The following is an 8,073-nucleotide window of genomic DNA, read 5'->3' on the forward strand; positions in this document are numbered from 1 at the left end:
CGGCTCTCCTGGTACGAGCGATGGGCCCAGCGCAGCCTCGGGCTGCCGCGCGAACAGGCCGCCGAGTTCTGGTCCCGGCTGCTGCCCGAACTCGTCGCCGCCGGACTGCTGGCCGTACGCACTCCGGAGGACGGCAGCCTGCGGATCTACGGGCTCCAGCCCGGCGCCGTCGACGTGCAGCTCCTGAAGGACAGCGAGGTCAACCAGGCGTTCGTCCGCTGCCCCTCCTGTTTCTGGGAGCAGACCGTCCACCCCGACCTACTGCCCCAGTGGGACGGCCAGAAGTGCCCCGCCTACCGCTGCCGCACCGGCCGCCTGGTCGCCGGAACCCGGCCGGAGGGACTCGGCCTGCACCAGCGCGACCGCGACTACCGCGAGGACTACTACCGCAGGCTGTACCGCAAGGCAGGCACCTATCAGGTGATCACCGCAGAGCACACCGGCATGCTCACCCGCCCGGAACGCGAGCGGGTCGAGGCGGCGTTCCGCGAGGGCAAGGGGTTCAAGGACCCCAACGTGCTCTCCTGCACCCCCACTCTGGAGCTGGGCATCGATATCGGCGATCTGTCGGCCGTCGTGCTCGCCGCGCTGCCCCGCCGCGCCGCCAACTACGCCCAGCAGGCCGGCCGCGCAGGCCGGCGCACGGGCAACGCCTTCCTCCTCACCATCCCCGACCGCAGCCGCCGCGACCTGTACTACCTCGACCAGCCGCGCGAGATGATCGCCGGGCAGATCGTGCCACCGGGCAGCCACCTGTCGGCCGTCGAGATCCTGCGCCGCCAGTACCTCGCCCACCTCCTCGACCTCGCCGCGCAGGGCCGGCTGAAGCGTGCCGACGGGCAGCCGCTCGCCGCGATCCCGCGCGACGCGCCTGCCCTGTTCGGCCCGTCCGGGTACCTCACCGACCTCGTCGGGGCCGCGCTGACCGGCGCCGCCGGACTCGTCGAGACGTTCCTCGGCCTCTTCCCCACCGGCGTCAGCCCCCAGGCCGCCGACGACCTGCGCGCCTACGCCGGGCGCGGGCTGCGCGGCGCCGTCGAGGAAGCGGGACGGCAGTGGAAGCGTGGCGAGGAAGAGCTGCGGCGCAGGCTGAAGTTCATCGACGAAGCCGTCCACGAACTCCACGAGGACGACGACGAACAGCGCCTTCGCAAGGTGGAACTCGAAGCGGAACACCGGGCTGCCGGCAGACGGCTGATGAAACGCGGCCTCACCACCGCCCAACAGGCTCTGTGCGATCTCGGCCTGCTGCCGAACTACGCCCTCATCGACACCGTCACCACGCTCAACGCCACCCTGTACTGGCCCGACGGCACCAACCCGAAGACCGGCCGGGAACGCTTCGACTCAAAGATGCGCCCCTACGACCGTCCCCGGCGCTACGCGCTGTCCGAACTCGCGCCCGGCAACACCTTCTACGTCAACGGCTACAAGCACCAGATCACCGGAATCGAGATCGGCAGCTCCACCCGGCCCGACTGGACGCCCTGGCGCTTCTGCCGGGAGTGCGGCTACGTCCGCACCGAGAACGCCGCCGAGGACCGCACACCCTGCCCGCGCTGCCACAGCACCGGCATCGCCGACGACGGCTCCTGCCTCCACCAGGTGATCGAACCCGCCGTCGTCACCTCCCGCGGCAAGCGCGACGACGCCCGTATCGGCGACGACAAGGACGACCGCGAGCGGCGCTTCTACACCGTCGTCGACGCGGTCGACATCCCGGTGGAGCACATCGAGGCCGGGGCGTCCTGGCGGCACACCCGCGAGACCTTCGGCGTCGACTACTCCCGCAAGGCCGTCATCCGGAAGATCAACGTCGGCCCGCTGCGGTTCGACGCGCGCGCCGACGACGAACTGGCCGGACAGGACGTGCGGATGGCGCCCTTCCACGTGTGCACCGCCTGCGGCGCGGCGACCGCCGACGGCAAGCCCGTCTTCGACCACGACACCGACGCCCTCGACACATCCGCCGTCCGCAACCCGGCCGTCAAGCACCATCAGCCGTGGTGCCCGCTGCGCCGGGGCAAGAAGGGGCCTCAGACGCCGAAGCAGGAGGCGGTGCTCCTCGCCCACCAGCTCACCACCGAGGCCCTGCGGATCCTGCTGCCGGCCGCGACCGTGCTCGTCGACGAGAAGATCCACTCCTTCCGGGCCGCGCTGCGTCTCGGTGTCGACCGGCACTTCGGCGGCGACCCCGCCCACCTGGACACCACCCTGGCCACGATGCCCGACAAGGCGACCGGCGAGAAACGGCACTTCCTCGTCCTGTACGACCGCCTCCCCGGCGGCACCGGCTACCTCGACCGGCTCACCCGGCCCGCCGCCTTCCGCGACACCCTCGCCGAGGCGCGCGAGGCGCTGATCGCCTGCCCATGCAAGGACGAGGGGCGCCGCGCCTGCCACCGCTGCCTCCACCGCTACGCCGAGGAGCGCCACCAGGACGAGGTCTCGCGCCGCGAGGCCCTGGAGATCATCAACAGCCTCCTCGGCCCCGTCGACGAGAACGGCCGTCCGCTGACCGACGACGCGGGTGAGACCGTCGACCACTGGCAGGTGCAAGGAGTCTCCACGACCGAGGCGATCGGTCTGGACAGGCAGGTCGAGTCGGACCTGGAGGCACGCTTCCTCGCCGCCCTCCGCACCTGGAGCACCGGACAGGACGACGCGTCCCTGGAGGAGAGCGGTGCGCACAGCGGCAACCTCCGCTTCGCCGGGGCCACGACCTGGCGGCTGACCGCCCAGCGGGACGAGGAGTTCACCCGTACCGACTTCACCTTCGAGCGGACCGGTGGCACCCCCCAGAAGGTGCACGTCTTCCTCGACGGCCACCGCTACCACGCCACCCGTGAGCACAACCGCATCGCCCCCGACTCCCGGAAGCGGGACGAACTGCGGGCCGGCGGAGCCCTCGTCTTCCAGATCACCTGGGACGACCTCGAACTCTTCGAGAAGGGCGAACGCGCCAAGGCGCGCCCGGTATGGCCGCCCTACCGGCGCACCGGACAGGACACCGCCAAGGACTGGTACGAGGAGCTCGGCGGCGACCGCGCCGACCTCGCCGGCGCCGTCTTCGCCAACCCCGTCGACACCCTCCTCGGCTACCTCCGCGACCCCTCCCGCACCCGGTGGGGACGGCGTGCCTCGGCCCTGGTCGGCGGACTCCTCAGCCCTCCCGAACCACTGGCACAGAACGTCGACCGTGCGCAGGCCCGCGAGACGCTACGGGGCGCCCTCCGCTCCCTCGCGAAGGGCGGGAACCCGGCGGCCGACGTCGAACTTCTCACGGGGGAAGCGGAGATCCTCGTCCTCTTCGCCACCGACGAGCACGGCCTGTCGCTGCTCCACACCGTCGACCCCACCGGCGGACCGGAAGGGACCGCCGGAGTCGGCTGGGGCGCCATCGCCGTACTCGATGACCACGACGACGACCAGCTCGGTACCGCCGCACACAAACTCCGCTGGCGGTCCTGGCTCTACTGGTCCAACCTCCTCCAGTTCCTCGCCTTCACCGGTGGTGACGGCGTGCAGCTCGCCGGAAGCCTGGCCGCCGACTTCGCCGTGGAAGTCCTGCGCGTCGGCGGCGGTGCCGGCGAACTGGAGACGCTCACCGCCCGGCTGTACCCCGAGACGGCTGCGACGGGCACGACGGAGGACGGCCCGACGGCTGCAGCGCAGATCACGGAGCCGACGGCCGGGCCCGACCGGTCTTCGGCCACCTCTTCTTCGGCCTCCTCCGCGGTCGAGCAGGCACTCGAAGGTCTCCTCCGGGACGCGGCCTGGGACGAGGACATCCTCGGACTCCTCGAAGAGGAAGAGCCCGACTCCGACCTGACCCGGCTTGCCAAGACGTTGGCCGAACAAGGCAAGAAGGCCCCCGTCTTCGGTCACGAACTCGGCGACCGCGGCTGGCAGGCCGACTTCGCCTGGCCCGGCTCCGGAATCAAGGTCGCGGTGGTCGTGGACTCCGCAGGCCACGACACCGAGGAACTGCGCAAGCGGAACACCGCGTACACCGGTGACGGCTGGACCCTGCGCACAGCCGCCGACTGGCTCGACCATCTCGACACCCTGCTCGCCCTGCTCCCCGACACGGAAGGCCCGGCACACCGATGACCGCACGGCTCAGCCTGTACGAGAAGGCCGAACAGGAGCTGTACAAGCTCGACCGCTCGGTCAAGGGCACGTTCTACGACTTCTGCCACCGCTTCCGGCAGAACCCCGATCACCCCGGTCTCGACCTCAAGCCCCTCAAGGGCGACGGCCGCGTCTACCGGGCCAAGATCGACCAGTCATACCGGGCGCTCCTCGCCAAGATCGGCGTCGACGGCGCGGGCCACGAGAAGTGGCTCGTCGTCGCCGTACGACACCGCAAGCACGTCTACGAAGAACTCTCCGTCGCGATCAACCGCATCACCGGAGAGATCGAATTCGTCGACCTCTCCGTGGTCGGCCGGAGCGTCCTCAAGCGGGCCGGGATGACGCTCACCCCGGCCGAGCAACCCGAAGCCGCAGACGCACCGGAGACGACGCCCACCGCACCGGGCACAGCCGAACCGGCGACGACCGAGCCGGCGGCCCCGGAGGCCGAACCGCTCCTGGCCGGTCTCACCTCTGAGCACCTCCGCGAACTCGGCGTCGCCGAACAGCTCATCGGCCTCGCCCTCGCGGTAACCGAGAGCGGGGAACTCGACGACCTCGTCTCCGGCGCGCCACTCCTCACCAAGGACATCCTGTACGGACTCGCGGCCGGACTGAGCCTCGACGAGGTCCGCAAGGAGATCACCGCCCCGGTCGAGATCGAACTGGGGGAAACCGAGCGGCAGGACCTGAACGCGGCCCTCGCCCGCACCACCGTCACCACCATCGACGACGCCCTCAAGGACATCCTCGAAGAGGGCGACTTCCGTGCCTGGAAGATCTTCCTGCACCCCGCCCAGGCAAAGCTCGTCGACCGCCGCTACAGCGGCCCCTTCCGCGTCTCCGGAGGACCCGGCACCGGAAAGACCATCGTCGCGCTGCACCGCGTCAAGCACCTCGCTGAAGCGCTGCCCCCCGGCCACAGCAGGCCGATCCTGCTCACCACCTTCACCAAGAACCTCACCACCGACCTGCGCGCCCGCCTCGCCTCCCTGCTCGAACCCGAGCAGCTCGCCCGCGTCGACATCACGCACATCGACCAGCTCGCCGCCCGCGTCCTCAACGAGAACACCCTCTCCGGCGCCGGAAAGCAGCGCATCTACGACAGCGTCGCCCTGAACACCCTGCGCCAGGTTCTCCTCGAACTCGACGAGAAACGCTGGGACGCCGAATTCCTCTATGAGGAATGGGAGCAGGTGATCGTCGGCCAGTCCCTCGGCACCCGCAAGGCGTATTTCGACGCTCGCCGTGCCGGACGCGGGCGGTCCGTCAACCGCCCCGACCGGGCGCAGATCTGGAAGATCCTGGAGCAGTTCACCACCCGTCTCGACAAGGAGAGCCGCGAGACCTGGGGCCAGGCCGCCGAGCGCGCCGCCCGTTTCGAGATGCAGCGCGCCGCCAAGATCGAGCAACGTCAGGAGTACAAGGACGAGATCGGCGGCAAAGACCTCATCCACCGCGACGACAGCTCAGGCATGTACTACCTGGGCCACCGCTACAAGCACGTCGTCGTCGACGAGGCACAGGACCTCCGCCCCGCCCACTGGAAGATGCTCCGCGCCATGGTCGCACCGGGCGAGGACGACATGTTCATCGCCGGCGACACCCACCAGCGCATCTACGATCAGCAGGTCACCCTGGGAACCGTCGGCGTCAACATCCGCGGTCGCGCGGCCCGCCTCACCCTCAGCTACCGCACCACCCGCGAGATCCTGAACCGAGCCATGGAAGTGGTGAACCCCAGGAGCGCACAGATCACCTTCGACGACCTCGACGACGGCATTGACACCCTGGACGGCTATCGCTCGGTGCTCCGCGGCCCGGCACCTGAACTCGCCCCGTGCGACTCCTGGGACGACGAACTCTCCCGACTCGCCACCACACTCCAGAGCTGGCGGGAAGAACTCGTCGCTGGTGGAGCCGACGGCAAACCCCGCGACCCGCGGGGGAACATCGCCGTCTGCGTCGCCGACCGCGAAGCCGTCAACCAGGTCATGTACTACCTGGCCACCGAGGCCGGGCTGACGGTCGCCGAACTCACCAAGGAGGGCGCCAAGGGCGACGGCGATATTCACGTCGGCACCATGCATCGTTTCAAGGGCCTCGAATACCAAAGGCTCGCCATCGTGGGTGCCCGCGACGGCGTCATCCCCCGCGCCTCCGTCGTCCAGCGCTACCGCGACACGGAGCCCCAGCGTCTCGCTCGCGAGGAACTCAAGGCCCGGTCCCTGCTGTTCGTCGCGGCCACCCGCGCCCGCGACACCCTGCGCATCAGCTGGCACGGCAAGCCGAGCCCTTACTTGCCCAGGTAGCGGTGCCGCTGGGCAAGTGCCCTACCGCCCGACAACGACGGCAGGGCTCTCAGCACGACAAGTTCTCGGGTGTGCGAGGTGACGCGTTCCGCCGAACCGGCCTCGCCTACGTGCGGTCGACGGCCTGCGGCTCGAGGGACTCGTGCCAGGCGGCGGCAGCGGCTCCCAGCAGACCGGATGCGGCCCCGAGTCCGGCCGGGTGGACCGGGGGAGGGCCGGGGCGCGCGCACCTGGCGGTGTAGGACTTCCGAAGAGCGTCATGGAGTACGCCGTCCATCCGGGGTGAGGAGGTGCCGAGTCCTCCGCCGAGGACGACGGCCTCGGGGTCGAGCAGTGCCACTGTCCAGGCCAGTGACGTGCCGAGGGCACGGCCTGCCGCGCTCAGCAGCTCGGTGGCGGTGCCGTCACCGGCCTCGGCGCGCCGCACGACGTCCCGGGCCTCGGTGACTTCGACTCCCGTGACCTTCGTGTACCGGGCGGCGATTCCCGCGCCGGCGGCGTACTCCTCCAGGTTCGGCGGGCGCCCGCCGTTACCGCCGGCCGAGAATCCCGGGTCGACGGATGCCGGTACTTCGAACGAGCCGAGCGCGATCGCCTCGCCGCGGTTCCCGTGCCACAGCCGACCACCCTGGATCAGCACGGCGGACAGCCCGGTGCCCAGCGAGACGTACAGGAACGAGCCGCGCCCCTGTCCGCCTCCTGAGCGGGCCTCGGCGAGCGCGGCGCAGCGCACGTCGGACTCCACGACCGCCGGACGGCCCGGTACGAGAGGGCCCAGCAGTTCGAGGGGCTGTACAGCCCAATCCAGCACTTCGTGGCTCGTCAAGCGGCCGGCGGCGTCGACGTATTCGGGGAAGCCGGCACCGATCCCGGCGACCGTGACGCCGCGTTCGGCGGCGGCCGCGATCATCTCGCGTGCGGCCGTCACCGTCCCGGCGAGACCGGGATCCCGCCGGCCGTTGCGGACGGACGACCGGGTGACCGAGTGGAGGAGGCGCCCCTCGGCGGTCACCAGCCCGGCGCGGAGCGTGGTGCCCCCGACGTCGAGGGCGATCACGACCGGCGGTGTCACGGCGCCCATCCCTCCGGTACCCGCCCGGCCCCGGCCCAGTAGCGGGCGCCCGCACCCTCCACGTCCACCAGTCGGTACTCGGTGCCCGCCGGCAGGTACGCCGCGTCGTCCGGCTCGACGCGGTGCCATGCCGGGCCCTCGTAGGACGGCAGGTGCAGGTACAGCGAACCGTCCGTCACGTAGAGGACCGTCTCGTCCCGTGCGGTGTGCACGTCTCCCGAGTGTCCCGGGGACAGCCGCCCGCGTACGACCGTCAGGTACTCGGTGTCCACGGCCGTCCCCGCCAGGTGACCGCCGTCGTCCTCCGGCAGCCAGTGGAGATGGTCGTCCTCCCGTACGACATGGATGCGCGCGGCGGCGTCCCGTTCGGCCTTCGCCTCCGGCCAGCGGTCGTCCCAGCGGTCGTCGCGGTAGCGCGTCTCCCTCAGCAGCGGCTGCGCCCGCGCGTAGGGCGAGGCGGTATTGCGCGACGGCGGCGGGGAGAAGAACTCCAGTACGCGTACGGGCTCGTGGCGCGGGTTCACCGCGTGGTTCCAGGTGTCCCGCCGGAAG

General features: G+C 70.8%; 4 protein-coding genes. 2 read left to right on the forward strand and 2 right to left on the reverse strand.

Annotated features, from left to right (window positions below; translation table 11 throughout):
• Together ACRDP3_RS01435 and ACRDP3_RS01440 are read left to right on the forward strand one after the other, a co-directional pair.
• The coding region (locus tag ACRDP3_RS01435) for a Zn-binding domain-containing protein (RefSeq protein ID WP_431514943.1) at positions 1–4,113 on the forward strand (4,113 nt) is incomplete at its 5' end.
• The gene (locus tag ACRDP3_RS01440; RefSeq protein ID WP_431514944.1) at positions 4,110–6,449 is read left to right on the forward strand and encodes a UvrD-helicase domain-containing protein; all 2,340 of its coding nucleotides are present in this window, start codon (positions 4,110–4,112) and stop codon (positions 6,447–6,449) included. The genes ACRDP3_RS01435 and ACRDP3_RS01440, both read left to right, overlap by 4 nt.
• A 106-nt stretch (positions 6,450–6,555) precedes the next feature.
• Here ACRDP3_RS01440 and ACRDP3_RS01445 read toward each other — a convergent pair whose 3' ends face one another.
• Both ACRDP3_RS01445 and ACRDP3_RS01450 read right to left on the reverse strand, forming a co-directional pair.
• A complete protein-coding gene (locus ACRDP3_RS01445; RefSeq protein ID WP_431514945.1) occupies positions 6,556–7,530 on the reverse strand; it encodes an ROK family protein in 975 nt (324 codons plus the stop codon).
• A partial coding sequence (locus tag ACRDP3_RS01450; RefSeq protein ID WP_431514946.1) for a cupin domain-containing protein occupies positions 7,518–8,073 on the reverse strand: 556 nt, incomplete at its 5' end. The genes ACRDP3_RS01450 and ACRDP3_RS01445, both read right to left, overlap by 13 nt.

The organism is Streptomyces sp., assembly GCF_050698815.1.
Classification (GTDB): Bacteria; Actinomycetota; Actinomycetes; order Streptomycetales; family Streptomycetaceae; genus Streptomyces.